Origin of the sequence: Streptomyces xanthophaeus (genome assembly GCF_030440515.1) — a bacterium.
In the GTDB taxonomy this organism is placed as follows: domain Bacteria; phylum Actinomycetota; class Actinomycetes; order Streptomycetales; family Streptomycetaceae; genus Streptomyces; species Streptomyces kutzneri.
Genome location: NZ_CP076543.1, coordinates 751,125 through 776,992, shown reverse-complemented (window position 1 = coordinate 776,992; position 25,868 = coordinate 751,125). Strand labels below are relative to the sequence as shown.

The window sequence follows — 25,868 nt, the reverse complement described above, 5'->3', positions numbered from 1 at the left end:
CGCGAAAGGCATGCAGATGACCCCACCTCTGCGCCGTACCCTGCTCACCGCCCTCACCCTCACCGCGTTGACTGCCGCCACCCCCTGCCTGTCGGCCCAGGCCGCAGGCACCGACCCCTGGATCCGCGCCTGGGGTGACAACGCACGGGGACAACTGGGCAACGGCAGCGTCCTCGCCCAACAGACCCCCGCCGCCGTGGTCGGCGTCACCCGTGACGACGTACGCGAACTCGTCGCCGGAGGTGGCGACGCCAACGCCTTCGCCATCGCCCTCCTCAGGGACGGCACCGTCAAGAGCTGGGGCGCGAACCTCACCGGCCAGCTCGGCAACGGCACCACCACGAACCAGTCCTTCCCCGCTACGGTCACCAACCTGTCCGGCGTCACCGAGGTCTCGGCGGGCGCCAGCCACGCCCTTGCCGTGAAGGGCGGCCGCGTCCTGGCCTGGGGCGACAACGCCAAGAAGCAGCTCGGCACGGGCCTGGACACCACCAACCCGCACAAGACGCCGGTCGACGTCCAGAGCCTGGACAAGGTCAGGGACGTCGGCGCGGGTTGCGATTTCAGCGTGGCTCTGCGCCAGGACGGCACCGTCTGGACCTGGGGCTCGGGGGCCAACGGCCGTCTCGGCAACGGCGAGGACACCGATCAGGCAACGCCACAGAAGGTGCCGGACCTCGCCGACGCCGAATCCATCTCCGTCGGCTGCGACCACGTCCTCGCCCTGACCGCCGACGGCACGGTGAAGGCGTGGGGCAAGAACGCCGAGGGCCAGCTCGGCAACGACAGCACGGCCGACAGCAACAAGCCGGTCGATGTCGCCCACCTCGACGCCGTCGCGAAGGTCTTCGCCACCTCGGCCTCCGGCTTCGCCGTCCTCGACGACGGCAGCGTGGCCGGCTGGGGCAAGAACACCGAGGGCCAGCTCGGCGACGGGACGAAGGCCAACCGCACCACCCCGGTCCCCCTCGACCACCTCAAGGGCGTCCAGGATGTCGACGGAGGCGCGGACTTCACCCTCGCCGCTCTCGACGACGGCTCGGTGGTCGGCTGGGGCGCCAACGCCCTCGGCCAGCTCGGTGACGGCAGCACGACCGCTCCCACCTCGCCCACGAACGCCCTGCCGCCGGGCAGCCAGATCACCCACGTGTCGGCGACCCTCACCGGCAAGTCCGGCTTCGCATACTGACCCGTTTCGCCTCCGAAAGGCCAAGCCCGTGCGTGACGCTGTCCATGGCGGTCGCGCACGGGCCCGGCGGGTGCGGTTACAGGCCCGCGAAGGTCAGGGCGGTCGCGGTGACGGAGCGTGCGATCGCGGCCGCGTACTGCGTGTCGTGGTCCTCGTCGAGGAGGGTGTCGCCCGGCGTGTGGTACTTCGTGGTGCCGGTTCCCCCCTGGCTGCCGTCAGCGCGGAAGAGGTCCTCGGAGACGGCGATGGCCGCCCATCCCCGCTCGTGGAAACTCGCGTGGTCGCTCCGCCCCAGAGCAGGATCCCCCACTCCGGTGAGCTGCTGGACCGCGAAGCCCGAGGCGACGGCGGGGATGGTCCGCGCGAGCAGGTCACCGAGCGCGTCGGAGGCGGCCGCGACCGGGCCGGGTACGGAGGAGCCGGCATGGATCTCCACCGCGGGCGTGCTGCCGTCCTGCAGACCGGCGATCATGTCCATCTGGAAGACGCCCGCGATGCGGTCGTCCGCCGCCGCGGCGGCGCGGGCGTAGCGCTTGCTGCCGACGAGCGCCTGTTCCTCGGCGTTGAAGAGGACGAAGCGAACGTGATGCGTCGGCGTTCTGCCCTCCGCGAGGAGCGCGTGCAGACACTCCGCCGCGGCCATGACCGCCGCGGTGCCGCTCCCGTCGTCGTCCGCGCCGGGCGCCGGGTCCACCAAGGGGTCGTAGAGGCGGGGATCGCCGTTCGCGTCGACGAAGTCACCACTCTCCGCCGTCGAATCCAGATGTCCCGTGATGAGTACGGCGGAGTCGGCCCCCTCGACGCGGTGCTCGGCTTCGACATTGAACAACCGGCGTCCCCGCCACCTGAACGCATGCCGTCGGACCTCCAGCCCCAGATCCTGGAAGTGCCGGACCAGCGCGTCCACGACGAGCCCGTTGTCGGCATGCGCCGCGTGACGGCTGCGGATCTTCAGCGGCTCGCCCGGGACCAGCGGTTCGACCCCGGAGATGCGTGCCACGTGCGCACGCAGCACCTCGGGCGTCACGGTCGCGCGTACCGCCGCGAGCGTTTCGGGGGAGGGAAGGCCGTTGCCCGTTTCGCTGAACCCGGCCGGCAGGGCCGCGGCGAGCCCTTCGGCCTGCGTCTCACCAGGGCGTGACAGGAGCGCCGGGTCCGGGAGCAGGCGTTCGGTGTGTCCGGGCTTGGCTCCCTGCGCGTGCACCTCCTCGATCGGCACACCGGCGGGTGCGGCGACGTAGACACCGCCGGGCGCGGGCCCGAGCGAGGTGATCTGCCGGGGGTACGCGGTCAGTTCGCCGGAGGCGAAGCAGAACGCGGCCGCTGCGCGCATCGCGCCTTCGGCCGCCGTCCGGGACTCCTCCGAGGAGCCGGCGAGGGCCTCCGGCTCCGGGACCGAGCGGTCGTCCCGGATCAGGAACGCCGCCGTGTCCTCCACCTGTCCCCGTACGTCGGTCGTGAACCCTGCCTCACGGAGCGTCTCGACTCCGAGTGCGGTCGCCATGGCGAGCACGAGCCGCGGGGAGGCGACATGCACGGGGACGGCCTCCGTGCCGTTCGCCACCGACTTCAGAAGGCCCAGGCTGCCGCCCTCCGGCACGTCGATCCTCGTCCAGAAGACCGGGCGGTTCTCGACTGCGGCCCGGGTGAACACCGGGTGGGGTGCGACCCGCATGCCCGCCGTGCGGGCGAACGCGCGCTCGTCGTGGTCCTCACCCACGAAGACGCAGTCGTCGGCCGCGCCGCCGCTGCTCGCGACAGCGTCGTCGAAGATCGCGCGGCTGGTCTTGGGGCCGAAGTGAATGAGGCGGTCGTCCGTGAACCGGCCGGGGAACGCCTCATGGAGGGCTTCCGTGATCCCTGCGACCGCATCCTGTTCGGTACCCGGGTCGGAAATGATGCCCTGGGGTTCTCCTGCGAGAGCATCGAGCACCTGCACGACCCGGGGGCGGGGGCGCAACAGCCAGGATCCGTCGGCCTCGACGTGCCCGTCCGCCAAGGTCGCCCCGATGTCGAAGAAGAACGTGGTCATCTCGGCGCCTCCGATGGTTCGACGTACGCCTGCGCCGCCGGCGGGAGGGTCCTCCCGGACCGCGGCGCACAGCCCCGCTGATGTCGTCACTCACCGTAATGGATACGGCGGCCGCGCGGATAGCGGGCGCACCGGGTGAGCGGCCCGGATTTCCGGTCATCGGGGCCTGCAGCAAGCCGTATCCGTGCTGCTCGCGCTCACGGAGCCGTGCTGAGCGCCCGGGCAGTCCATTACAGGGGGTAATGGAACGGTCGTCATTGTTTCTGCTCGATCGTTGAAGCCGCGTTCGGCGACGCGGGGACGGAACCATCGGGATGATGCCCGGTCGCCGGTCGTGGTGATGCCCCGCACGCCTCCGGCTCCCCGGCATGCATTGGCTCTACCGTGCAAGCGACCGGTCCGCATACCGGACCGCGTCCCGCCACTCAGGCATTCCCTCATTCCCTTGGAGGTCAAGGTGCCCAGTCCAGCTCAGCCGTTCGGCACGGTCGTCAGCAGCAGCGGCGTCAACCTGCGGAGATATCCGAGTACCGACTCGTCCCTCGTCGGCAATCTGAACCACGGCGCCGTGATCGGTCTGCACAGCAAGGTGCATGCGCAGCCCATCGACGGCAACAGCATCTGGTACCTGCTGCGCGACCAGGCCGTGTGGGTCGCCGCCCGTCACGTGGACAACACCGGAGAGGTGCCGCTGTCCAAGGACGCCCAGCCCGCCGGCCCCCAGGGCTGACGGCGGCCCGGCCCCCGGCTCGTACAGGGCCTGCCGGGGGCGGCCCGAGCCGTATCACCGGGGCCGGGTCGACCGTGCGGTCAGCGAGCCTGCGGTGACGCGCCGGAGAGGAACCTTTCGAGCGCGAGACGTGCCGTCTCCCCCCGCTCCGCGCGGTCCTGTTCGTCCTGTGCCCCGTGAATCCCGGTCGTGGCATCAAGAGCCTCCTGGGCCAGCCGGATCAGGACCGGATCGCCGCAGACGAGGTGGACTCGGCAGAGTGCCGCTGTCGAGTCCGCCCGCCGCTGGTACGACGCTTCACGAGCGCTGATGAACCGAGCGCTGTCCGGGTCGGACCGTTCCACGTGCCAGCGGTCGTTCTGGCTTCGCCGGAAGTCGGTGAGAGCCGCCGCGAAGGCGCTGTAGGCGCCGATCCGTTCGTGCCACAGCCGTTGATCCCGGGCGAACCGCTCCGCCTGCCGGGCGATGTGCCGTTGGAAGACGAAGGTGAGGGTGGACCCGGCCAGCGTGGCGAAGACGGCGACGAGACCGGTGAGGGCGGCAGTCATGTCGTCAGGATCCCCAGCCCCGGTGGGCCGCATCCACGGGCGCACGGGGCGAGGCTCTGCCGACGTGCGGCGGCGCGGCGATACTGAAGGTATGCCGACTGCCCGACCCCTGGTCTCCGATCACTCCGGGTAGTCGCTGGGGCAATGCCCGCTGTGCGGTCCGTTCGGCAGGTCGAAGGGTGGCAGCGATGGACGCACCGGTGCCGGGATCGGGCGAGGCGCCCGAGGACCCGTTCGCGCTGCACAACTCGGCCTCGGCGGTACTGGACGACCACGGCAGGGTCGTCGGCTGGAGCCGGCGCGCACAGGAGCACCTCGGCTACCCGCCCGATGAGGTGCTGGGCCGCAGCGCGGTCGAGTTCCTGGTCGATTCCCGTGACCGTGAGACGGTCCTGGACGCGGTGGCCGCGTGCGAGCGTGACCGGGGCTGGTCCGGTGTCCTGCCCGTCCTGCACCGCAGCGGGCGGCGGGTGGAGCTGGGATTCCGCGCCCGCGCCGTCATCCGCGCCGGCTCGGCCCGCGAGTGGTTCCTCGTCGTCGCCCCGGCGGAGGAGGTACTGCAGTGGGAGACGGACCGGTCGGTCCTGGACGGTCTGTTCCGGCGCTCCCCGATCGGGCTGTCCGTCCACGCCCCCGACCTGAGCATCCTGCGGATCAACCGGGCGCTGGCCCGGTTCACACAGCTTCCCGCGGCGGAGATGCGGAGCCGGCGCATCGGCGACTTCCTCATCGGTCCGGACGTGAAGACCATCGAAACCCGGCTGCGACGGGTGCTGGAGACGGGCGCCCCCCTGATCTTCACCGAGCAGCGCTGCCGACTGAGGAGCGACCCCGACCACGAGCGGGTGGTGTCGGTGTCGGCGTTCCGGATGGAGGACCCCTCCGGCGACATCCTCGGCGTCACCCAACTCGTGGAGGACGTCACCGACCGCTACCGGGCCCGACGGCGGCTCGCCCTGCTCAACCGGGCCAGCGCCCGCATCGGGACCACACTGGATCTCGCCCAGACCACCCGGGAGCTCGCCGACGTCGCCGTCCCCGACCTCGCGGACGCCGTCTCGGTGGACCTGCTGGAGTCGGTGGCCCGGGGCGACGAGACCGCCGAGGAGGCGAACGGACTGGTCCGCAGAATGGCCGTCCACTCGGTCGTGGCACAGGCGCTGCAGGTCATGCACCCCGCCGGAGAGGTCTTCCGCTTCGACCCCCGCACCCCGCACGCCAGGTGCCTCGCCGAACAGCGGTCCATCCTCGAACCGGTGCTCCGGAGCAGCCCCGGCTGGTATTTCCAGGACTGCGAGCGCAGCCGGCGCGCCCTCGACCTGGGCGCGCACTCGCTGATCGTCGTACCGCTGACGGCCCGAGGTCTGCTCCTGGGCCTGCTCAGCCTGTGGCGGGCCGAGCGGCCCGAGCCGTTCGAGGAGGACGACCTCACGCTCGCGGAGGAATTCGCCGCGCGGGCCGCCCTGTGCATCGACAACGCCCGCCGCTACACCCAGCAGCATCAGGCCGCGCTGACCTTGCAGCGCAGCCTGCTGCCGCAGGCGTTGCCGGAGAACAGCGCGGTCGAGGTCGCGCACCGCTATCTGCCGGCCGACCCCGCCACCGGTGTCGGCGGTGACTGGTTCGATGTCATCCCGCTTTCCGGAGCGCGCGTCGCCCTCGTCGTCGGCGATGTCGTCGGCCACGGTCTGCACGCCGCGGCCACCATGGGCCGCCTGCGCACGGCCGTGCACACCCTGGCAGGCCTCGACTACGCTCCGGACGAGGTCCTCTCCCACCTGGACGACCTGGTCAACCGCCTGGCGGATGAGCAGGAGCCGGCCGACGGAAGCTCGCGGGGCCAGCAGATCGTCGGCGCGACGTGCCTCTACGCGGTCTACGATCCCACCTCCCGGCGCTGCACCCTGGCCCGGGCGGGCCACCTCCCGCCCGCCGTGGTGACCTCCGACGGAGCGGTGACCCTGCCCGATCTCCCCGAGGGGCCGCCGCTGGGGCTGGGCGGACTCCCGTTCGAGTCCGCCGAACTGGAACTCGCCGAGGGAAGCCTGCTGGCGCTCTACACGGACGGCCTGGTCGAGGCCCGTGGCCTCGACCTCGACGAGGGACTCGCGCGGCTGCGGGAAGCCCTCGCCCGGCCCGGCCGCTCGCTGGAGGAGACCTGCACGGCCGTGCAGGACGCCCTGCTGCCGGATCACCCACCGGATGACGTCGCACTGCTCCTCGCCCGCACCCGCGTGCTGGCGCCGGAGCGGGTCGCCTCCTGGGAACTGCCCGCGGAGCCGACCGCCGCCGCCCGGGCGCGGCACCTGACGGAGGCCGCACTGACCGGGTGGGGCCTGGAGGAGCTGGCCTTCACCGCCGAACTGGTCATCAGCGAACTGGTCACCAACGCCTACCGGTACGGCGGCGGCACGCCGGTGACCCTGCGGCTCATCCGCGATCGCAGCCTGATCTGCGAGGTCTCCGACAGCAGCAGCACCGCTCCGCACCTACGGCGGGCCCGCACCACCGACGAGGGCGGGCGCGGTCTCTTCCTGGTGGCCCAGCTCACCGAACGATGGGGCACCCGCTACACCCGGGACGGCAAGACCGTCTGGACGGAATTCCCCCTGGTCACAGCGGCGGAGGGGTTCTCCGTGGCCATGGCGGACCGGGTTCTCGATCGGTGACGGCGTGCGACCCGAAGCGGTGTGGGGTTTCGTCGGCCGTGCCGTCTCCGCCGTCTTGCAGACGGCCCTCAGGCCAGGGCGAGGAAGAGCTTTTCGAGTTCTTCCTCGGTCATGGGCGCCTGGGAGTCGTCGGCGTTGTTCATGCACTGGCGCATGCCACTGGCCACGATCTTGAAGCCGGCGCGGTCGAGTGCCTTGGAGACGGCGGCGAGCTGGGTGACGACGTCCTTGCAGTCGCGTCCGGCCTCGATCATGGCGATGACTCCTGCGAGCTGCCCCTGGGCGCGGCGCAGCCGGTTGAGGACTGAGCTGACCGCTGCTTCGTCGACCTTCACCGGGTGCCTCCTGATTGACATCTCTCCGTGCATGGTACCCCAGGGGGTATGTGCGGCAGTCAGCCGTTGCGCAGGGCTGTGCGTGCGGCATCGAGGTCGCCCCGGCGGGGACGGTTGTGGGGGAGCCGGGCGAGGACGGCCGCCATGCCGCAGGTGCCGGAGAGCGCGGAGTAGGCCAGGCCGCCGGCGACCGCGACGGAGAGGAGCCGGAAGGCGGGGTGGATCACCCCCAGCCCCAGGCCGGCCAGGACGAGGGCGCCGGCCGTCAGGCGTACCTGGCGTTCCATGCCCACCCGGGTGGGGGAGGGGTGCTCGGGGCGATGGAGGTCGTGGCCGGCGGCCGCCCAGGCGCCGGTACCGCCGACAAGGGTGGCAGCGGTGACGCCGTGCTCGGCGAGCGTCCTGCAGGCACGGTCGGAGCGTGCTCCGGAGGCGCAGACGACGAGGACGTCACCGCGGTCGGCGGCCCGGCGGATGTCGGGCAGTGCGTGTGAGATCTGAACGAGGGGGATGTTCAGGGCGCCGGGCAGGTGCCCTGCGGCGTATTCGCCGGGGGTGCGGACGTCGAGGACGGTGAGTTCGTGCAGCCGGGTGCGGGCCTGCGCGGAGTCGAGGGCGTGGGGGGAGGCCATGGCGGACTTCTTCCTTTCCGGGGGCCGGCGACCGGGATCGGGCGCCGGTTGAGCTGTGGGGGCGGCGGGCCGTGGGGCTACGGCCTCAGCGGATCGCGTCGGTGAGCATGAAGGCCGCGACGGCCAGCAGCATGACGGCGAAGCTCCGTTGCAGGGTGGGTCCCGTGACCTTGGCGGCGAGGCGTTTGCCGTCCCAGGCACCGAGGATCGCGGCGCCGGTGAAGGGTGCGATGACCGCCCAGTGCACCGGGGCGGTGCTGCCGGTGCGGGCGGCGAACGCGGCGAGCGAGTTGACGGTGATGACGAGCAGGCTGGTGCCGACGGCCGCCCGCATGCGCAGGCCCAGGGCTCCCACGAGGGCCGGGACGGCGAGGAATCCGCCGCCGACGCCCAGCAACCCGGTGACGGCGCCCAAGCCCGCCCCGGCTCCGGCGGCTCGCATCGGCCGTACCGGGCGGAACCCTTCGGGGGTTGCCGGGGTCCTGAGCATGCGCAGTGCGGCGAGGCCCGCGATGGCGGCGAACGCCGCGGTCAGCAGTGGTTCGGGCAGCCGCGCGGCGAGGCCGGCCGCCGCCACGGCGGGGAGTGTGCCGGCGGCTGCGAAGAGGGCGCCGGTCTTCCAGTGGACGTTGCCGGAGGTGGCGTGCGGGAAAAGGGCGGCGGCGGATGTGGCGGTGACGATGATCAGGGAAGCCGTGGTGGCCGCCGCGGGGGTGAAGCCGAGCAGGTAGATCAGGGCGGGGACCGCGAGTACGCTGCCGCCGCCTCCCAGGGCGCCGAGGGCGAGGCCTATGACGGCTCCGGCGGCCAGGGCGAGGATGAGCGCGCTCACGCTGTCGAGCCGCTGCTTCCGTGGCCGTCGCGGCCCGCGGTCATCGGGAGGCCCGCGCGCCGGGCGGCGTCGAAGGGGTCGTCGACGGCCACGACCTCGCGTCCGGCGGCGTCGAGCAGCGAGGCGGCGATCCCCGCGCGCATTCCGCCGGCGCAGTGCACCCACACCACTCCGGCCGGTACCTCCTCCTGGCGGCGGTGGAGCTGGTGGACGGGGATGTGCAGCGAGCCCTTGATCCATCCCTCCGCACGCTCGGACTCCCGCCGCACGTCCAGCACGATCCGGTGCTCGTACGGGTCCAGGGCGGCGAGGTCGGCGAACGTCGCCCGCGGGAACTCCCGGAGCCGCTCACCCGCCGGAAGCCACTGGGCCGGTTCTCCGGTGGCTGCGGCCGCCGGCCGGTCGATACCGACGCGGGTCAGTTCGCGCTGCGCCTTCGCCAGCTGCTCGGGGGATTCCGCGAGGAGGGTGACGGGCTTGCCCCACGGGATCATCCACGCCAGGTACGTGGCGATCTTCCCGTCGGCCTCGAAGTTGAAGGACCCCGCGACGTGCCCCTGGGCGAAGGCGACGCGGTTGCGCAGGTCGACCACCCACTCCCCGGCCGCCAGCCGGGCCGCGATGTCGGCGGCGTCCGCCACGGGAGGTGTGGTGAGGTCGACCGGGGCGGGACCCGCGGCGTTGGCCGGTGCCATGTGGGCGTAGTAGGCGGGCACGTCGTCGAGCCCCGCCAGCAGGGCGGAGACGAAGGCCTCGACGTCCTGGACCAGAGCGTTGTTGCGCGCCTTCTCCTTGCCGATGGTGGTGGTGTCCCCGTTGGCCTGGGCTGCGGAGCAGAAGCTTCCGAACCCGTGGGTGGGCAGTACCTCGGTCTCGTCGGCCAGTTCGGCGGCCAGCCGGTGCGCGGAGGCGTGCTGGGCGCGCGCCAGCTCCTCGGTCAGTCGCGGTTCGACCAGGTCCGGCCGTCCGACCGTCCCGATCAGCAGGGAGCCCCCGGTGAACACGGCGACGGCCGCACCCTGCTCCTCCAGGACGTAGGAGGTGTGGTGCGGGGTGTGGCCGGGGGTGGCCACCGCCCGCAGGGTGACTCCTCCGTCCACGGTGACGGTGTCGCCGTCATGGACGGAGGTGTGGGCGAACGACACCCGGGCCGCGGCCGGCACCCGGTACTCCGCGCCGGTCAGGCGGGCCAGGTCCAGGCCGCCGGTGACGTAGTCGTTGTGGATGTGGGTCTCCACGACGTGGGAGATCCGCACCCCTCGGCGGGCCGCCGCGGCGAGCACCTGATCGATGTCGCGCGGGGGGTCCACCGCCACGGCCGTGCGGGCGCCGCCGGCCAGGTAGCTGCGGTTGCCGAGCCCTTCCAGGTCAAAGGTGTCTATGAAGAACACGCTGTCACTCCTTCTCGTCGGATGTACCCCCGGGGGTATATTTCGAGCGTAGCAGAGGTACCCCCTGGGGTATTTCTGGGTGGTCGCGGGCGGCGGAGTGCAGGGGGAGCCGGCAGGCGGGCTGGGCCGTGTCCGCAGAGCCCCGCCCGCCCCGCCGGCGCCCTGCCCGGTCAGCCGGACCGACCGTCGAGCAGCTCCCGTACCCCCTAGAAGGAGTGCGGCAGCCAGGGCGCGGCCTCGTTGCCGAAGGCCAGTGAGGCCCGTTCGAGCGTTCCCCTGCTCAGCTCACCGGCCCGCCCGGCCCGTGCGAGGGCGGTCAGCGGGACGCCGCCCAGGTAGGCGGAGGCCAACGCCCGCACCGACAGGGTCACATCGGCGGCCGCGCGGGTACGTGTGCACGAGGCGCCCCCTTCATCCCCCGCGAGCCGCCAACGGCCCTTGTTCCAGGGGCAGAAGGAATCCTCGACCTCCAGGACGACGTCCACGGGGACGCGGTAGGTGCGGGCTCCGAGCGCGGCGCCCACATCCACCAGCCGGACGAACAGTCCGTCCCGCAGCTGCCTTTCGCATCGGCGGATGTCGGAGACGAGGTGCTGCCACGCGTCGTCCGCCGGGCGGTTCTGCGCCACGAGCGTCGAGGTCAGATCGATCCCGAAGAGGAAACGCCACAGTGCCGCGTACGCGACCGGATCGCGGGCTTCGAGGTCGCGCAGCACGACCGTGCCGCGTGCGCCCGAGACGTCCCACTGCGGGGTGTGGTGGAAGCGGGCGTACCCGACCGTCGCCCCGTCCCGTTCGGCGACGACGCACTGGAGCGGTGAGCCGCCGCGGTCGCCGCCCTGGGGCGCCAGTACGGCCAGGCGCTCCCACCCGGGTGCGCGGGCCGGCATGCCCGGGCGGCCGGCCGGCTGGTCCGCGTACACCGCTTCGCAGGCCGCCAGCGCGGACAGCGGATCGGCGTACCGCAGGGACACCCCGTCCGTGCCGGGGGCGGCCGGTACCAACAGGCGTACGCGCGCCGTGTCGATCGTCGCCGAGAGCTGCTGCGTGGCCATGCCGTAGCCGAAGCGGCCGTAGATGCCGGGCTCGGACGCCACCAGGGCCGCCAGCGGTTCACCCCGTTCGCGGACGTCGTCCAGCTGGCGTCGCATCATCGCCGTCATGAGCCCCTGCCTGCGGTGCGTGGCGGCCACGCTCACCATCGTCACCCCGGCCGTGTCGACCAGGGCCGCGCCCGGTACCGACAGGCGCAGCGAGAAGGCTCCGGCGGTACCCACGCACGTGTCGCCGTCCCAGGCGCCGATGGACCGGTCGTGTTCGGTCAGGCCCTCCCACAGCTCGCGCTCCTCCGGGGGTGTGGGCGGGCCGCCGAAGGCCCGTTCCAGGGTCCGGTACCAGGTGTCCCATTCCTGGGCCTGCAATGTCCGCAGCTGTGGCGCCATGGACCACCTCTACCAGGGACTTTCTGCCGCGGGGGCCTGCGGGGCGGCGGTGCCACCCGAGTGGGCCATCGCTCGGATCCGGCCGCGTCGCCGAGGTCGGGGCTTGACGATTCACCGCCGAAGATATGACACTCGGAGTGCAAGTTGTTTTGTCGGTTTTTGTAGCCAATGCTTGCTTTCTGTAATGAAAGGCGAGACATGTCCGTCTACAGCACCCGAGTGTGTCCCCGGCCGAGCGGTACCGGGGCGCCTGCGCGGCCGGCCCGGCCCGCGCGCATGCTCGCCTACGCCGCCGCAGGGGCGGCCGTGGGCGGTGTCTGGGCCTTCGGCGGGGACACGCCCGCGTGGGAGCACGCACTGCGCGTCCTCGTGGTGGTGCTCTGTGTCAGCGTGGCCGGACGCTTCGTCGGCCGCCGTCTCGCCCGCGCCGGGCACACCCCGGTGGACCGGGGCCTGTTCTTCGGTCTGGTGGCGGCGAAGGTGCTCCTCGTGGCCGTGGCCCTGGTCGTCGACCAGCTCGCGGGCCTGTGGTTCTCCGAACCGGCTCTGATCACCGCCGGGTTCCTGTTCGTCCTGGTGACCTTCGGCGGTCCCGTTCTGCACGGGCGGCTCTCGCACGGTACCGGGGGCCGGGGAGCGCGGGCCGCGCGCGCGTAACGGTGGCCGCCCCCTGTGGCCCTCGGCCGCTTCGTGCCGACGTCCTCCGCGCGTGGACGTCGGCACGAGGCGACGAGCCGGGATCAGAGGAATTCGACGAGGGGGAAGGCCCGGTGGCGACGCGGCGGCGTCAGGAAGTTCTGTCGCCGGGTCGCCGTCAGGAACCGCTCCAGCCCGTTCTCCTCCTCGGGGACACCATGGGCCGCCGCCAGGTCGAGCGAGGCCTGATGCGTGCGCATCGTGGCGAAGAAGTCGGCGGTGGGGACGAACACCGTGAACTCCAGCTTGGGCTGGAGGGACCCGTCCGGCACGTCCATGGTGCTGTAGCCCGGCCCGTCCATGCGGACGTGCAGCGGCTTCCCGTCGGCCGTGCGTGACGACCGCTGCAGACAGGAGAGGTGGCCGATCCGGCGCTCCCCGTCGGGGGTGCCCCGGCCCTGGGCGCTCAGCAGGGCGTCGTCGGTGCCCTGGAAGGTGTTCGGCAGGAACGCGGGACCTCCGCCGTCCGTGATCTGGTCGGCGTTCCCCTGCGAAGGCGGCGGCGTGGAACGGAACATGTACTGGACGCGTTCGGTGAACGAGGCGTCGTCTCCCGGCACACCGGCGTCGTCGACGTCGTAGAACTGCTGGAGGTCCATGAGGACGTGCGAGAGGTGCTGGACGGCGCCGGCGTCGAAGTAGGAGCCCGGCTTCGCCGTGGTGAGTCCGCTCGTCCGGAAGGTGACGGCGTCGGCGTCGGCGGTTCCGGCGGTCTGCTGGTCCGCGAAGCCCATCCACATCGGCGATCGCGGATTGACCATGAACGCGTAGGGCAGCGACGCCTCGTCCGCCAGCTTCCTGGGCAGCCCGATCTGGGTGAACATCGCCCGGGCGGAGGTGAAGGACAGGAGGTCGGAGAGGGGCGGTGAGGGCTGGGGGCGGCCGGCGAGGGTCTGACTCCCGCCGAGCCACCTGAGCACGTCCTGGATGTTGGCGGCGTGGTCGCTGCGCAGCGTGAGCAGCAGGTCGTTGCCCTCGATCGACACGGGCACGTGGAACTTGCGTTTGACGATGCCGCTGTTGGCGGGGGACACGTCCGTGGGGCCGGGCACCGCTTCCTCCAGGACGTACCGGTGCGCCGCCGAGCGCAGGCGCGGCATGTGCGCGGAGACCAGATGGCCCTGCAGCCCCCCGGGTAACCGCTGGAAGTACGGAAGGCCGTACGCGAGGAACGTGAACACGCCCGACGGGCTGAAGGGGTACGCGCGCTCGATGGCGGCCAGTGCTCCGGTGAGCTTGACCTGGTCGATGCGGGTGGGCGGCCGCAGCAGGCGGGCGGTCACGAACAGCGTGTGCACGGGGCCCAGCTGGACCTGGACCCCGTCGACGTCGGTGACCGGTGCGATGAAGTCCGCGATGTCGAACTGGATGTCGGGGAGGGCGGGTATCTGTTCGGTCCCGCCCCCGCTCCCGCCCGTCGCTGCGAGTGCGGTGTTCCTCGACGGAATCACCGAGGACTGTCCGAGCAGTTCCAGGCCGGCCACGGCCGCGGCCAGTGCGCCGCCCCGCAGGACGCCGCGGCGGGTGCTTCCGCCCGCGCTGCGGGGGGCGGGCCGGGGTGCGGCGGCCGGGAGCCGCGGGGCCGGGTGCTTCCCGGTGCCGTCTTCTGACTTCTGTGCGTCGTCCGTCACGTCTTCCACTCCTGGATACGGGGCGGTCCCGGCAGTCTGCCGGGCCGTGGGGCTGAGCGCGGCACCCCTCCCGCACGGGGGTGCGGGGGCTGCGTACGGGAAGGGGAGCCCTGACGGGCATTGATTGCACTTCAAGTGCAATCAATGGATTCAGCATACGCACGGCGCGAGCGTGCTGTCAGGGGTTCGGACTCTCTGCAGGGCCCTCCGTTCGAGCCGCTGCCGGCGGCGCGGAGGCCCGCGACACCGACCACGGGCGCGGACCGCCGTGGCGCAGCCGCAGGAGGAAGTCGAGGATCCCCGCCGCCCCGTTGCCGTACTCGGAGCCGCTCGTGGCATCGGCGACGAGGCGCAGCCCGTCGGACACGCAGTGCTGGGCGTCGATGACCGCGGCGATGCCCTCGGCGTGCGTACGGTAGCGGGCCTCTCCCGTGATCTCGGCCATGTCCAGGAGGAAGTGTCCGGCCCCCGCGTTTCCGCAGCACGCGCCCGCGATCGCCCGCCACGGATCGCCGACGACGGCCGCCGCGGCCTGTTCGGCGAGGTCCGCGAAGCGCCGCAGACCGGTGGCCGACCCCAGCCGGACGAGGAAGGTGCCGATGCCCGCGGGCCCGTTGCACCACTGTGTGGCCGGCCGGAGCTGCGGTGCGCCCCCCACTGCGGCGGGCCACGCGGCCCGGCCGTCCTCGACGCGGGCGGCTCTGACGAGCGTGTCGCCCGCCCCGAGGGCGGCGGCCGCGAACCGGCCCGCGTCCCCGGTGCGCCCGCGGTCCTCGGCGGCGGCCGCGGCGGCCAGGAGGAAGGTTCCGACCCCCGCCGTCCCGTGGGCGAATCCGTACGTGTGCGCTCCCGCGAGTACGGAGTCCGTGTCGTGGGAGGTCGGCCAGGTCCAGTCCCCGTCCGCCCGGTCGGTGGCGTCCAGAACGGCATCGGCGCAGGCGAGCGCCGTGTCGAGGAGCGGGTCACGGGCGGTGGCCCGCCACAGGTGCAGGTGCGCGGTGCCCGCCCCGGAGAGGCCGTGGGTGAAGTCGGGGCTCGGCCAGCGGGTCGGGAGCCGCTCGGCGAGCGTGATCGCCCGCTCGGCCATGGCCGGGTCACCGAGCAGCCGGGCGGCGTCGTAGAGCGCCCAGGCGGTCCCGGAACGGCCGAAACACAGGCCGGGCAGCAGCCGGTCCACGCTGAACAGGCGCTCGTCGAGCCAGCGGGCCGCCTCGGCCACGGTGGCGAGCAGGGAGGCGCTCCCGCGGGCCCGCGCGGCGTGGGTGAGCGTGGCGAGCACGCCGGCCGCGCCGTTCCAGGTGTTGCAGGGATCGCTGCGCGGCACGTTCCATTCCGGTGCGGGCCACAGGGTGGCGCGCCCGGGAGTCATGGTGCGTTGCAGGTGGGCGAGACCGTCGTCGAGCAGCCGGTCGATCGCCGCCGGCCGGTACGGGGGGAGCGCGGCTCGCGGGGCCGCGGCCGTGGTTCCGGGCGTGGTGGTGCTCGGCCCGGTGGGCCCGCTCGGCCCGGCCAGCCAGGCCAGGGCGTGCGGCAGGGTCCACCGGGCGCCGGGGTCGGCCCGGGTCAGGCCGTCGATCAGTTCGCCGAACGGTGCCAGCGGGGGATGGGCGAGGGCGATCAGCGGGAGCGTGGGCTGTGCGTCCTGCGGCCGGACGACGCCGTCGGTCCAGCCGGCCGCCCAGCGTGGATCGAGGTCGGTCAGAACGGAGAAGAGGACCACCCCGAGGCTGAAGCGGTCCGCCTCCGGTCCGGCCACCTCGGCGGCCTCGGCGGGCGACGCGTGCAGGCCCAGTGCTCTGACCTCGGGTGCGGCGAATCCCCGCGTGTACGCGGGAGCCCGTTCCTGCCCCGCTTCGACGACGTACTCCGTGTCGATCAGCCGGAGGTCCCCCGCCGGGGTGACCATGACGTTGTGCGGCTTGAAGTCGCGGATCACGAACCCCGCCTCATGGACGATCCGCAGCAGGGTCACCAGCCGGGTCACCGTCGCGGCAGCCTCGTCCGCGCCGGGTCCGCCGTCCCGGGCGCGCGCCGACTGCCACAGGTGCAGGGGCTGTCCGGGCACGAGTTCCTCGGCGAGGAACAAGTCCCCCTGCTCGTCGAACAGATGCACCTTCCCGGGCGTGACCCCCAGCGGTGCGAGCCGATCCAGCATCCGGGCCTCGTCCCGCAGCCGGTCGCGCACATCGGTTCCGTCCAGACGGGCCCCGACGTGGGCCCGCGCGTGCTTGACGATGACCTCGAGGCCCGTCCGCTCGTCCAACGCCCGGTAGACGCCGCCCTTGTTCGCGTGCCGGACGGCCCGCACCACCTTGAACCGCCCCCCTAGCAGCACCGGTGCCGCCGTCGTGGGGGCGACGGATTCGTCGGGGAACGGGTAGGCGGCCCATGGCGGGAAGACGAACCCCGCGGTGCGCTCGTCCTTGATCCTGCTGCCGTCCGGGCCGGTCATCCAGGGTTCGAGGACGCCGTCGTCGGTCAGGATCATGTCGCCGCCGAACTGCCCGTACCGGAAGGAGACGAGACTGGCGGGCCGCACCGGCCGGTCGGACAGGATCCGCGGTCCGCTGAGCCCGGCCGTCGCGGCATCCAACTCGCTTGCCAGAATGCGGAATTGGTCGTCGTCCTCCGGGTACACGGTGATGAACTTCCCGCCCGTGCCCCGGTCGTGCCAGACGTCCCCCAGTCGCGTGACCCGTTCAAGATCGACGGCGAACTTGAAGGAAGCCGTGCGGCGTACGAGCACCTCCGCCGAGCGGGCGAGAACGACGGCGGCCGACAGCGGCGTCGCCGATACGTGGAGCTTCCATCCGTGCGGGCGCCGCACGGCGACGTCCGGAGGCCGTGCGAAGCACCACGAATCCGTCGGCTGCACGGTCCAGCGCTGGCCTCCGGAGCGACTCAGCACCGCACGTGCGACATCGAGCAGCAGGAGCGAGTCGGCCGACTCGTCGTGCGGCCGGGTGGGAGGCGGATGCGGATCCGGATGCGTGGTCATGGGGTCGGCGCTCTCCTGGATCCTCGTCGGATCCTCAGGCGTTCACGGTCCGTGTGCGCAGCTCACCAGTCTATGCCTGCCCCGTCAGGCCTTCCTGTCGGCCGGATCGGAGCCGATCGTAAGTATTTGCACTCGAAGTGCAAAGAAATCCCCAAGTCCGGTGTTATGTCGATTTGTCGGGGTATCGACCTTCTGTCGGGCCGAGGCGACCCGAGAGGTTCGAGGAGAGAGGCAAGACGATGAACGGGACGACGACCGACCTCAACGCTCTGGAACTGCTTCCGCAGGAGGAGGAGCAGGAACTGTCGGAGCGGGACTGCACCAGCTGGTCCACCTGCTCCTTCACCCTGGCGGCCGACGAATGACCCGGTGAACACCGACCCGCTGATCCGGGTCGGACCGGCACCCCGTCCGGCAGCCGACTGCCCGACCCCCGCCCGCGAGGCGGGGGTCAGTCGTGCACCGACCGGTAATCAGCCGTTGCCGAAAGCGCCGGTCCGTACGCACGTCGAAGGAGCGGTTCTAGACGGCTTGGATGCCGGCGGCCTGCGCCTGCTTGAACGCCTCCTCGCAGGCGGGAGTGCTGTCCGTGGCCAGGAGCGTGAGACGCTCACGCGCGCCGGGCCTCGTCTCGTGCACCACCAGGAGGCGCCATGTGCCTTTGGTGAGCGAAGACGCGACGGTGTGGGGCTTCTTCCATCGCCCGGTGAGCTGCCATCGGCGGCCGGTGAGGTCGTCCACGAGCGCGGCCAACCGCGGGTCGCTCACGTGCTCGTGGGATTCCCAGGGTGCCAGGCATCCAGGCACCATGGACGACAGGGGCGGGCCGGCCGGCCCCAGCCCGGCAGTACCGGTCGCGGCCTCGAAGTCCGCCGTGACCTGCTCGATCGTCGGCCCCGGACCGGAGTACGGGGGCCCCGACGAGACCGGCTCCGCCACCCACCCGGAAGGCTTCGGGTCCGGAGCCAGCAGCGAACCGCCGACGATGAACCCCAGTCCGGCGAGCACGACGGCCGCTGCTCTGAGTCTCTTTCCGTTCCTGGCACCTCTCTCGGTGCCGCTCCCGTCGACGGGAGCGGCTTCTGGCCCGGTTTCGCTTTCCGTTTCGGTTCCGACGGTGTTCTCGGTCCTGCTCATGTACGCCCCCACCCCCGTGACGGTGCTGCCCGGTCGGTCGGGAAACGGCAGCTGTTGCAGGAGTTTCACACGCTCTGCCGCATGCGACGCAGGCGGGGCTTCCACCGGTGTGCACGCCAACCAGCTGCGCACTCCGCCCGACCGCCCGCATCGCAGCGTGATGATGAACTCGTGCCTTGATCGCTCAGCTCAGGCAGCCCGGCAAAGCCCGCGAAGGCCGATCTGAGGCCTTCTGATGGAACTTTCGTGGGGGGATCAATCTCCCCTCATGATATCGCCGCACAGCGCCGTTCAGGCGCCCTCTTGCCCTATCTCGAGTGGGGTGGGTCGGTACAGTGGAGTCGTCCGGTCGCGAGGTGCGCGGCCGGACTTCAACGGCCGAGGGCGTGCTTCGCCATGCCCTGGAGCGGCCCACCAGTCAGCGTCCCCATCGCTGTCGTGCGCGTGCGCGACAGCGGAGTTCGTCGTGTCTGAAAGTGAGCATCGCCTTGACCGAATCCGGCATTCCGGCCCTCAGTACCCACCCCGAGACCAGCGACGCGGCCCCCGCGTCCGGCTCCTACGACGCGCGTGCGATCCAGGTTCTGGACGGCCTGGACGCGGTCCGCAAACGTCCCGGCATGTACATCGGCTCGACCGGGGCGCGGGGCCTGCACCACCTGGTGCAGGAGATCGTGGACAACTCCGTGGACGAGGCGATGGCCGGTGTCGCCGACCGGATCGACGTGACGATCCAGGCCGACGGCGGAGTACGGGTCACCGACAACGGCCGCGGGATCCCGGTCGGGCTGCACCCGGGGACGGGCCGGCCGGCGCTTGAGGTGGTGCTCACGGTCCTGCACGCGGGCGGCAAGTTCGGCGGCGGCGGCTACGCCGTCTCCGGCGGTCTGCACGGGGTGGGCCTGTCCGTGGTCAACGCTCTGTCCACCCGCCTGACGGCCGAGGTCCTGGCGGACGGGTTCCGGTGGAGCCAGTGCTTCGGGCGCGGAGAGCCGACCGGACCGATCGCTCGTCACGAGGAGACCGACCGGACCGGCACCACGATCACCTTCTGGGCCGACGACGCCATATTCGAGACGACCGAGTACTCCTTCGAAACCCTGTCGCGGCGCTTCCAGGAGATGGCCTTCCTCAACAAGGGTCTCACCTTGACCCTCACCGATGAGCGGGCCACCGCCTCGGCGGCCGAGGGTGACGACGAGGCGTCACCACGGGTGGTGTCGTACCGGTATGACGGGGGCATCACGGACTTCGTCCGGCACCTGGGCGGCCGCAAGGGCGAGCCGGTACACCCGAGCGTGATCGGCGTGGAGGCGCAGGACCCGGGACGGTTGCTGTCCGTGGAGATCGCGATGCAGTGGAACGGCCGCTACACCGAGAGCGTGTACTCGTACGCGAACACGATCCACACCCACGACGGCGGTACCCATGAAGAGGGCTTCCGGACCGCACTGACGACGGTCGTCAACCGTTACGCGCGGGACAAGAAGCTGCTGCGGGAGAAGGACGACAACCTTGCGGGTGAGGACATCCGTGAGGGTCTGACGGCGATCATCTCGGTCAAGCTGGGTGAGCCGCAGTTCGAGGGCCAGACGAAGACGAAGCTGGGCAACACGGAGGCAAGACCTTCGTGCAGAAGGTCGTCCACGAGCACCTGAACGACTGGTTCGACCGCAATCCGGTCGAGGCGGCGGACATCATCCGCAAGTCGATCCAGGCGGCCACGGCGCGTGTCGCGGCCCGCAAGGCCCGTGACCTGACCCGTCGCAAGGGCCTGCTGGAGTCGGCCTCGCTGCCGGGCAAGCTGTCGGACTGCCAGTCGAACGATCCGACCAAGTGCGAGATCTTCATCGTCGAGGGTGACTCGGCCGGTGGCTCCGCGAAGTCGGCCGCAACCCGATGTACCAGGCCATCCTGCCGATCCGCGGCAAGATCCTGAACGTCGAGAAGGCCCGGATCGACAAGATCCTGCAGAACACCGAGGTCCAGGCGCTGATCAGTGCTTTCGGTACCGGTGTGCACGAGGACTTCGACATCGAGAAGCTCCGCTATCACAAGATCATCCTGATGGCGGACGCCGACGTCGACGGCCAGCACATCAACACCCTGCTGCTGACCTTCCTCTTCCGCTTCATGCGGCCGCTGGTCGAGGCCGGTCACGTGTACCTGTCGCGTCCCCCGCTGTACAAGATCAAGTGGGGTCGGGACGACTTCGAGTACGCGTACTCGGACCGCGAGCGCGACGCGCTGGTGGAGCTCGGCAAGCAGAACGGCAAGCGGATCAAGGAAGACTCGATCCAGCGCTTCAAGGGTCTGGGCGAGATGAACGCCGAGGAGCTGCGCGTCACGACCATGGACGTGGACCACCGCGTGCTCGGCCAGGTCACCCTCGACGATGCGGCCCAGGCCGACGACCTGTTCTCGGTGCTCATGGGCGAGGACGTCGAAGCACGACGCTCCTTCATCCAGCGCAACGCCAAGGACGTCCGCTTCCTCGACATCTGAGCCTGCCCCGTGGACGTCGGGCGGTGGTGAACACCTTGCCGGTGGAACCGGCGTGGGCGCGGACGCCCCGTGACTCGGCGGACCGGTGTCACGGGGCGTCCGGACGGCTTCGGCTACCGGCTGAGCGACCTGAGCGCCGCCGCGTCGTACGGCTTCAGCTCGTCGAAGCGGTTGCCGAGGACCTTCGCCGCCCACTGCGGGTCCTGGAGCAGCGCCCGGCCGACGGCGACCATGTCGAACTCGTCGCGTTCCATGCGGTCCAGGAGGTTGTCGATGTCGCCGAGGGCCGCGCCCTCGCCGGCGAAGGCCCGGATGAAGTCGCCGTCGAGGCCGACCGAGCCGACGGTGATGGCCGGCCGGCCGGTGAGCTTCTTGGTCCAGCCCGCCAGGTTCAGGTCCGAGCCCTCGAACTCCGGGAGCCAGTAGCGCCGGGTGGAGGCGTGGAACGCGTCGACACCTGCCGCCGCCAGCGGGGCCAGGATCGCCTCCAGCTCCTCCGGGGTCTGCGCGAGCCGTGCGTCGTAGGCCTCCTGCTTCCACTGCGAGTAGCGGAAGATCACCGGGAAGTCGGCCGCGACGCGCTCGCGGACCGCGGCCACGATCTCCGCGGCGAACTTCGTACGGGCCACGGCGCTGCCACCGTAGGCATCGGTACGGCGGTTGGTCCGCTCCCACAGGAACTGGTCGAGCAGGTAGCCGTGGGCGCCGTGCAGTTCGACGCCGTCGAAGCCGATCCGCTCGGCCTCCGCGGCGGCGTCGGCGAAGGCGCCGATGACGTCGTCGAGGTCGGCGCGGGTCATCGCCTTGCCGGTCCCCTCGGTGCCGTCGACGCGGATTCCGGAGGGGCCGACGGCGGGGGCGTCGGCGTACGGTGCCTCGCCCTGCTTGCGCACCATGCCTATGTGCCACAGCTGAGGCACGATCGTGCCGCCCGCCTCGTGCACGGCCGCGGCGACCTTCGCCCACCCCGCCAGCTGCTCCTCGCCGTGGAACCGCGGCACCCGGTCGCTCTGCCCGGCGGAGTCGTGACCGACGTAGGTGCCCTCGGTGACGATCAGGCCCACACCCGCGGCGGCCCGGCTGGCGTAGTACGCCTGCACGTCCTCGCCGGGCACGCCGCCGGGGGAGAACATCCGCGTCATCGGCGCCATCGCGATGCGGTTGGGGACGGTCAGGCCGTTCAGCTTGAGGGGCCGGGACAGGAGCTCGGCCGCGCGGGAGGCGGTGGACGTGGTGACGGTCATGCGGGTCCTTCGGGTTGAGGCTGTGGCTCGTCGGGGTGACAACGAGAAGTGCATAGTACACATGATATGTATCATGCATATTGCTGCCAGGCAGGGGTCTGCCGGTCCCCGGGGCCGCGGGTCCGCGATAATGGAGCGCCGGAAGGAGCAGGAGGCGCAGTGCTGGACAAACTCGAGCGGGAGCTGATGCTGCTCTCGCGGCACCAGGTGCTGGCCCGGCGCGAGCGCGACCCCGAACGCCTGGAGCGCTCGGCCTACCTGCTGCTCAGCCGGATCGACACACAAGGCCCCATGTCCATCGGGCAGTTGGCGGAGGCCTTCGGGCTCGACACCTCGACCGTGAACCGCCAGACTGCCGCGCTGCTGCGCTGCGGACTGGCCGAACGCGTCGCGGACCCGGACGGCGGTATGGCGCGCAAGCTGTGCATCACCGTTGAAGGCGGGCGTCGGCTCGCCGAAGACCGTGAGATCAACCGGTCCTGCCTGGCCCGGGTGGTTGCCGACTGGTCCCCTGAGGAAGTGGGGGAGCTGGCGGACGTCCTGGTCCGGCTCAACCGCAGCGCCGAGGCCCTCGAAGGACGCTACTGGCCGCGCGCGGAGGAAGCGGAGGCGTGACCGCGCCGCGCAGAGCGCACCGGCCGGACCGGTTGCCCACCGTTCACGGCCGGCGCCGGGACACGGTCACGTGATCGGCTGCTTGGTCCCGTCAGGCAGCACGCAGGTGTATCCGGCGTAGGGCTGTGACGCGACCTGGCCGCCCGCGGCCGTGCACTCGTCCCTGGTGATGTTCGGAGACGAGGCGGCCGCAGCGCCGACGGCGCCGACGGCGCTCATGCAGGCAAGGGTCGCCGCGGCCAGGACGAGGCCCAGGATTCTTCGCATGCGCATGGCTTCCTCCTCCTCGCAGGCGCCTCCGCCGTTCGGCCTTCGGGAGGGGACGAGTCTCAGGACGAGGGCGCCCTCCTACTCAGCATGGGCGCTCCCCATGAGGCCCGCAGCTCGACTCCGCCGGCCCGCCGGCGGGCGGTGCCCTGAGGGGTGTGCCCCCAGGCTCCCGCGCATGGACATGGCGAGCGGTGGACGGAATACGACAGGCTGCGGGGACGGCCCCCGTGTGGCATCGGGTCGGAGTGGTGGTCCAGACCGACGGGCCGGTCGCGAGCCGGCACTACGGCACGGTCACCGTGGCCGCGATCCGCCGATGGCTCCGTCCGGAGCAAGGCGCCCCGTTCAGAGGTCCTTGGCACCCGGGTAGTGGCGGCGGAGTTCGCTGAGTACGCGCTCGTCGACAGCCCTGACGTCCCACAAGGAGCTGTCGAACTCGGTCAGGACGAGCACCAGCTCGTCCTCGGCGAACCCACGCGCTTCGGCGTCGATCAACTGGAGGAAGGGAGTCGTCAACGACAACAGTGTCAACGTGTCCATGCCGGCGCCGGCGGACCTGCTCTCCATCTCGGCGCAGCGAGGATCGACGATCTCGTCGAATTCGACGCGCCACGTCAGGTTCAGGCCGAAGCTGCCGAGGCGAACCAGTAGCTCAGCCAGGGTCACGTAGTGCTTTCCGTGCCAGGCAGGAAACGTGATCCCCTTCATCCCCGTCCCTGCTTCGGCTGTATCGCCTGACATGTGCCCCCTTCGTCCATCGAACACCAGGCCACGGCCCACGGCCCTGATCGGCTCGCACGACCCATCGGACAGGTCCTAGTCGCCGGAGCGGGGCCGGTCGGTGGTCGCGAGCAGGGCGTGTACGGCCGTCTCCATGGTGCTGGCCGCCGCCTCGGCGCTCAGGCCGCTGCTGCGCCAGTGGTACCAGGCGCCCCAGGTCGTCACCGCGTCGAGCCCGTAGAGGACTTCGGTCCCGCGTGCGGCGGGCAGGCGTTCGAGTTCCTCCGCGAAGATCTCGGCCAGTCGCGCCCGGGCGAGGTCCAGCACCTCTCGGGTGACCTCGGCAACGCGGCCCCCCGGGGCCTCCAGGCGCAGCAGGGTCAGCTGGGCCGGTGTGATCCACTCCAGGATCCGGGCCCGCTGTTCCGTCAGGGCCGCGACCCGGGTGTCGCGTGGACCGGAGGTCGGAAGCGGTCTGATCTGCTCGATCAGCTGCTCCAGCCGGCGGGTGATGGCCGTCTCCACCAGCTCGGACATGTCGGCGAAGTGATGGAACACCAGGCGCCTGGACACGCCCGCGCGCTCGGCCACCCGCTCGGCGGGAAAGCTGGACTCCCCGTCGTCGAGCAGGGACAGTACGGCTTCGGCGATCTTCACCCGGGACTGGCGGCCGCGCTCGGCGCGGCCGTCGGCGGCGCGACCGTCCGTGGCGCGGTCTTCGGACCGCGGCCGTCGGGCCGACTGGTTCACGGCGCCCCTCCCCACTTCGCTGGGTGCCATTGTCGCAAACGATCCGGCGCACCCCCGGCAGCGCGCGGACGCCCTTCAGGTGCCGACCGTACGGGTGGCAGACCGCGACCGTCCCGGGGAGCTGCGTGGCGCGCCTGTTTGGTTCGGTGCGTACGCGTCTACGAATCGCGGGCCGGTGTTCGAAGAACAGCCCGGCGTGCCCTCCGCTTCCGAAGGAGACCACCCCACCATGCCCAGAAACCCGCGATGGCTCGTCGCGCTGGCGGCCGGAGCCGCCGTCCTGAGCGCGGGCCCGGCCGTAGCGTCGGCAGCGCCGCCGGCCGCGGTCAACCCGGCCCCCTACTCCACCATCACCGTCGACCGCAGCACGGTGGCACACGGCGAGAGTTTCACCGTGTCCGCCAGCCGCTACTGGCCGAACGAGGAGGTGTACGTACGGCTGATCCCGGAAGGCCGGGCCGATGAAACGCGCACCGTGGAGGGATCCGACGGCAACGGCGACCTGCGCGCCGGCAGGCGCATCGTCACCCTCGCGATTCTCCTCGCGAACGGTGACGGAGAGGTCTCCGGCACAGTCAGGGTCCCCGAGCGGCACGGCCGTTACCACCACCTCCGGGGCGAGTACCGCCTGGAGCTCGCCGGGCACAGCTCCCAGCTGTGGCAGTCCATCCCCTTCAGGGTGGTCGCGGCCGAGTTCGGCGGGCACCACAAGCCCGGTCACCGGCCGGCCGAGGAGCACGGTCAGGGCCCGTACGAGGAGCACGGTCAGGGTCCGTACGAGGAGCCGGAGACGAAGCCCCACGAGGAGTCGGACAAGAAGCCCCACGAGGACGCGCGCGAGGACTCGCGCGAGGACGCGCCGGAGAAGTCTCCCGAGGCCTGACCCGGTACGGCAGCGCCCTGGAACGACGGTGTTCCGTGGCGCCTGCACGACCGACGTGCAGGCGCCACGGAGCCTGCGGGGACCCGCGAAGCCGGGCCCCGGCAGGTCGCGCGGCGAGGAACCGGCGCTGCTCTGAGCAGTGGCGGGTCTTCCCCGGCCGCCTAGGCCGGGCGCCGTATGACAGTCACTCAAAAGGGAGCAGAACGGACGCGGAAGAGCCCCCAGAGGGTAACGATGGCGCGACCCGCTCTCCCCTTCCCCCTAGAAAGCAGAAGCTCCTTGATGCGCTCTGATCTCCCTCGGAGAGGCCGTTCGGGGCCCTTGCCCGGTCGGCGGATCCCCCAAGTCTGCGGGGCTTTCGCAGTGTTCACCGTGGCTGCGGCCGGGCTCGCGGGTACCGCGGCATCGTCCCCGGTGCAGGTGGCGCGGCCCTCGGCCGTGGCGCAGGCGGACCCCGATCCGAACGGGCTCTGTCCGTCCTGGGTGAACTGCGGACCCTATCTGTCGGGACCTTCGCACGACCGGCCGCCACCGCACCGCGAGGACGGCCCGCCGCGGCACGAGGACAACGAGGACGGACCGCCGCACCACGGGGACCACGACGGGCACAAGCGTCCCG

General features: G+C 71.6%; 21 protein-coding genes and 1 pseudogene. 8 read left to right on the top strand and 14 right to left on the bottom strand.

What is annotated here, in order from left to right:
• Nucleotides 1–16 precede the first annotated feature (16 nt).
• On the top strand, nt 17–1,189 hold the full coding sequence (locus KO717_RS03480; RefSeq protein ID WP_301364380.1) for an RCC1 domain-containing protein: 1,173 nt from the start codon (nt 17–19) through the stop codon (nt 1,187–1,189).
• 76 nt (nt 1,190–1,265) lie between these two features.
• On the opposite strand, the gene KO717_RS03475 is transcribed toward KO717_RS03480, so the two are convergent.
• Nucleotides 1,266–3,221: a M20/M25/M40 family metallo-hydrolase gene (locus KO717_RS03475; protein WP_301364379.1), complete on the bottom strand. Its 1,956-nt coding sequence runs from the start codon at nt 3,219–3,221 to the stop codon at nt 1,266–1,268.
• 457 nt (nt 3,222–3,678) lie between these two features.
• On the opposite strand from KO717_RS03475, the gene KO717_RS03470 reads away from it, so the two are divergent.
• Complete coding sequence (locus KO717_RS03470) at nt 3,679–3,951, top strand: SH3 domain-containing protein (protein WP_301364378.1); 273 nt, start codon at nt 3,679–3,681, stop codon at nt 3,949–3,951.
• A gap of 80 nt (nt 3,952–4,031) precedes the next feature.
• Here the strand turns inward: KO717_RS03470 and KO717_RS03465 are convergent, their stop codons facing one another.
• Nucleotides 4,032–4,499: a hypothetical protein gene (locus KO717_RS03465; RefSeq protein ID WP_301364377.1), complete on the bottom strand. Its 468-nt coding sequence runs from the start codon at nt 4,497–4,499 to the stop codon at nt 4,032–4,034.
• A 188-nt stretch (nt 4,500–4,687) separates the two neighbouring features.
• Between KO717_RS03465 and KO717_RS03460 the strand changes: the two genes are divergently transcribed.
• Nucleotides 4,688–7,168: a SpoIIE family protein phosphatase gene (locus KO717_RS03460; RefSeq protein WP_301364376.1), complete on the top strand. Its 2,481-nt coding sequence runs from the start codon at nt 4,688–4,690 to the stop codon at nt 7,166–7,168.
• A 68-nt stretch (nt 7,169–7,236) separates the two neighbouring features.
• On the opposite strand, the gene KO717_RS03455 is transcribed toward KO717_RS03460, so the two are convergent.
• The 5 genes from KO717_RS03455 to KO717_RS03435 form a co-directional block, all read right to left on the bottom strand.
• Nucleotides 7,237–7,503: a metal-sensitive transcriptional regulator gene (locus KO717_RS03455; RefSeq protein ID WP_437184463.1), complete on the bottom strand. Its 267-nt coding sequence runs from the start codon at nt 7,501–7,503 to the stop codon at nt 7,237–7,239.
• Between the two features lie 59 nt (nt 7,504–7,562).
• Nucleotides 7,563–8,135 (bottom strand): rhodanese-like domain-containing protein, encoded by a 573-nt coding sequence (locus KO717_RS03450; RefSeq protein WP_301364374.1) that lies wholly within the window; start codon nt 8,133–8,135, stop codon nt 7,563–7,565.
• Between the two features lie 85 nt (nt 8,136–8,220).
• On the bottom strand, nt 8,221–8,967 hold the full coding sequence (locus KO717_RS03445; protein WP_301364373.1) for a sulfite exporter TauE/SafE family protein: 747 nt from the start codon (nt 8,965–8,967) through the stop codon (nt 8,221–8,223).
• A complete protein-coding gene (locus KO717_RS03440; protein WP_301364372.1) occupies nt 8,964–10,358 on the bottom strand; it encodes an MBL fold metallo-hydrolase in 1,395 nt (464 codons plus the stop codon). Before KO717_RS03440 ends, KO717_RS03445 begins: the two co-directional genes overlap by 4 nt.
• 206 nt (nt 10,359–10,564) lie before the next feature.
• The gene (locus KO717_RS03435; protein WP_301364371.1) at nt 10,565–11,800 is read right to left on the bottom strand and encodes a GNAT family N-acetyltransferase; all 1,236 of its coding nucleotides are present in this window, start codon (nt 11,798–11,800) and stop codon (nt 10,565–10,567) included.
• A gap of 198 nt (nt 11,801–11,998) precedes the next feature.
• Between KO717_RS03435 and KO717_RS03430 the strand changes: the two genes are divergently transcribed.
• Nucleotides 11,999–12,457 carry a hypothetical protein gene (locus tag KO717_RS03430; RefSeq protein WP_301364370.1) on the top strand — a complete coding sequence of 153 codons (459 nt, stop codon included), beginning with the start codon at nt 11,999–12,001 and terminating at the stop codon, nt 12,455–12,457.
• 83 nt (nt 12,458–12,540) lie between these two features.
• Here KO717_RS03430 and KO717_RS03425 read toward each other — a convergent pair whose 3' ends face one another.
• Nucleotides 12,541–14,127, bottom strand: a complete 1,587-nt coding sequence (locus KO717_RS03425; RefSeq protein ID WP_301364369.1) for a DUF7405 family protein — start codon at nt 14,125–14,127, stop codon at nt 12,541–12,543.
• 178 nt (nt 14,128–14,305) lie between these two features.
• Entirely contained in the window at nt 14,306–17,125 is a 2,820-nt protein-coding gene (gene lanL / locus KO717_RS03420; protein ID WP_301364368.1) for a class IV lanthionine synthetase LanL, read from the bottom strand.
• A gap of 239 nt (nt 17,126–17,364) precedes the next feature.
• Between lanL and KO717_RS03415 the strand changes: the two genes are divergently transcribed.
• Nucleotides 17,365–17,490, top strand: a complete 126-nt coding sequence (locus KO717_RS03415) for an ALQxL family class IV lanthipeptide (protein WP_301364367.1) — start codon at nt 17,365–17,367, stop codon at nt 17,488–17,490.
• A gap of 157 nt (nt 17,491–17,647) precedes the next feature.
• Here KO717_RS03415 and KO717_RS03410 read toward each other — a convergent pair whose 3' ends face one another.
• Complete coding sequence (locus KO717_RS03410) at nt 17,648–18,133, bottom strand: hypothetical protein (protein ID WP_301364366.1); 486 nt, start codon at nt 18,131–18,133, stop codon at nt 17,648–17,650.
• Between the two features lie 617 nt (nt 18,134–18,750).
• Here KO717_RS03410 and gyrB point away from each other — a divergent pair.
• Nucleotides 18,751–20,767 (top strand): annotated as a pseudogene (gyrB, locus tag KO717_RS03405) (DNA topoisomerase (ATP-hydrolyzing) subunit B).
• 113 nt (nt 20,768–20,880) lie between these two features.
• On the opposite strand, the gene KO717_RS03400 reads toward gyrB, so the two are convergent.
• Nucleotides 20,881–22,011, bottom strand: coding sequence for an NADH:flavin oxidoreductase (locus KO717_RS03400; RefSeq protein WP_301364365.1), 1,131 nt, complete (start codon nt 22,009–22,011; stop codon nt 20,881–20,883).
• Nucleotides 22,012–22,197: 186 nt separating this feature from the next.
• On the opposite strand from KO717_RS03400, the gene KO717_RS03395 reads away from it, so the two are divergent.
• Nucleotides 22,198–22,626 (top strand): MarR family winged helix-turn-helix transcriptional regulator, encoded by a 429-nt coding sequence (locus tag KO717_RS03395; protein WP_301374354.1) that lies wholly within the window; start codon nt 22,198–22,200, stop codon nt 22,624–22,626.
• Nucleotides 22,627–22,692: 66 nt separating this feature from the next.
• Here the strand turns inward: KO717_RS03395 and KO717_RS03390 are convergent, their stop codons facing one another.
• From KO717_RS03390 to KO717_RS03380, 3 genes are all read right to left on the bottom strand, one after another.
• Nucleotides 22,693–22,899, bottom strand: a complete 207-nt coding sequence (locus tag KO717_RS03390) for a hypothetical protein (protein WP_301364364.1) — start codon at nt 22,897–22,899, stop codon at nt 22,693–22,695.
• Between the two features lie 342 nt (nt 22,900–23,241).
• Entirely contained in the window at nt 23,242–23,604 is a 363-nt protein-coding gene (locus KO717_RS03385) for a hypothetical protein (RefSeq protein ID WP_301364363.1), read from the bottom strand.
• Between the two features lie 108 nt (nt 23,605–23,712).
• A complete protein-coding gene (locus KO717_RS03380) occupies nt 23,713–24,366 on the bottom strand; it encodes a TetR/AcrR family transcriptional regulator (protein ID WP_301364362.1) in 654 nt (217 codons plus the stop codon).
• A gap of 229 nt (nt 24,367–24,595) precedes the next feature.
• Here KO717_RS03380 and KO717_RS03375 point away from each other — a divergent pair, with 229 nt between their 5' ends.
• Nucleotides 24,596–25,249 (top strand): hypothetical protein, encoded by a 654-nt coding sequence (locus tag KO717_RS03375; RefSeq protein WP_301364361.1) that lies wholly within the window; start codon nt 24,596–24,598, stop codon nt 25,247–25,249.
• The last annotated feature ends 619 nt before the right edge of the window (nt 25,250–25,868 follow it).

Bases quoted from the DNA above. Each gene is read 5' to 3' on its own strand.
- KO717_RS03415 (WP_301364367.1), top strand. From the start codon at position 17,365: ATGAACGGGACGACGACCGACCTCAACGCTCTGGAACTGCTTCCGCAG.
- KO717_RS03395 (WP_301374354.1), top strand. From the start codon at position 22,198: ATGCTGCTCTCGCGGCACCAGGTGCTGGCCCGGCGCGAGCGCGACCCC.
- lanL (WP_301364368.1), bottom strand. From the start codon at position 17,125: ATGACCACGCATCCGGATCCGCATCCGCCTCCCACCCGGCCGCACGAC.
- KO717_RS03460 (WP_301364376.1), top strand. From the start codon at position 4,688: ATGGACGCACCGGTGCCGGGATCGGGCGAGGCGCCCGAGGACCCGTTC.
- KO717_RS03475 (WP_301364379.1), bottom strand. From the start codon at position 3,221: ATGACCACGTTCTTCTTCGACATCGGGGCGACCTTGGCGGACGGGCAC.
- KO717_RS03450 (WP_301364374.1), bottom strand. From the start codon at position 8,135: ATGGCCTCCCCCCACGCCCTCGACTCCGCGCAGGCCCGCACCCGGCTG.
- KO717_RS03385 (WP_301364363.1), bottom strand. From the start codon at position 23,604: ATGAAGGGGATCACGTTTCCTGCCTGGCACGGAAAGCACTACGTGACC.
- KO717_RS03480 (WP_301364380.1), top strand. From the start codon at position 17: ATGACCCCACCTCTGCGCCGTACCCTGCTCACCGCCCTCACCCTCACC.
- KO717_RS03390 (WP_301364364.1), bottom strand. From the start codon at position 22,899: ATGCGCATGCGAAGAATCCTGGGCCTCGTCCTGGCCGCGGCGACCCTT.
- KO717_RS03375 (WP_301364361.1), top strand. From the start codon at position 24,596: ATGCCCAGAAACCCGCGATGGCTCGTCGCGCTGGCGGCCGGAGCCGCC.
- KO717_RS03430 (WP_301364370.1), top strand. From the start codon at position 11,999: ATGTCCGTCTACAGCACCCGAGTGTGTCCCCGGCCGAGCGGTACCGGG.
- KO717_RS03435 (WP_301364371.1), bottom strand. From the start codon at position 11,800: ATGGCGCCACAGCTGCGGACATTGCAGGCCCAGGAATGGGACACCTGG.
- KO717_RS03465 (WP_301364377.1), bottom strand. From the start codon at position 4,499: ATGACTGCCGCCCTCACCGGTCTCGTCGCCGTCTTCGCCACGCTGGCC.
- KO717_RS03400 (WP_301364365.1), bottom strand. From the start codon at position 22,011: ATGACCGTCACCACGTCCACCGCCTCCCGCGCGGCCGAGCTCCTGTCC.